At 45.7% G+C, this 632-nt stretch carries 1 protein-coding gene; it reads right to left on the bottom strand.

Going from position 1 to position 632, the window contains the following annotated elements:
* On the bottom strand, nt 1-632 hold a 632-nt coding region (locus EUU22_RS08020), incomplete at both ends, for an intermediate filament family protein (protein WP_165351113.1).

Here is a 632-nt window from a genome sequence, read left to right as displayed (position 1 = left end):
TGTCTCCTCTGACTTCACACAGCTGTTGCTCTATCGTGCCGATTTTTGCTTGAATGTGGGAAAGCTGAACGCAATAGTTTCCTTCGGTCTCTGCCAAAGAATTTTCTAGTGATTGTTTCGTAGCCAGAGCTGCTTGCAGTTCAATTTCAAAAGTTTGGAGTGTCCTCTTCAGGTCCGTGATTTCATTTATGCTTGATTGTACCTGTTCGGCCCCGGATGAGATCTCCTTCTTGAGGGCATTGCTCGCTTCATTGAATCGCTTCTCTGCCTCTCTACGATTGGCCTCGGCCATGTCTTCATATTCAGCTCTCATGGCATTTAGAATTTTGGTCATATCAATTCCTGGAGCAGCATTCATCTCAACACTGAGTTGACCAGTGGCTCCCTGGTAACTCTTCATCTCCTCTTCATGGTTCTTCTTGAGACAACGGAGTTCATCAGTCAAACTTTCGATCTGTGACTCAAGGTCACACTTGGCCATGGTCAGCTCATCAAGAACTCTACGAAGACCATTAATATCCGCTTCTACTGCTTGACGAAGGCAAAGCTCATTCTCATACTTGAGCCTGAAGTCATCAGCAGCTAGTCGTGCGTTGTCAATCTGAAGAACTATCCTGGCATTGTCCACTGAA

It is taken from the genome of Ciceribacter ferrooxidans (genome assembly GCF_004137355.1).
Classification (GTDB): Bacteria; Pseudomonadota; Alphaproteobacteria; order Rhizobiales; family Rhizobiaceae; genus Allorhizobium; species Allorhizobium ferrooxidans.
This window is presented reverse-complemented; position numbering and strand designations above follow the sequence as displayed.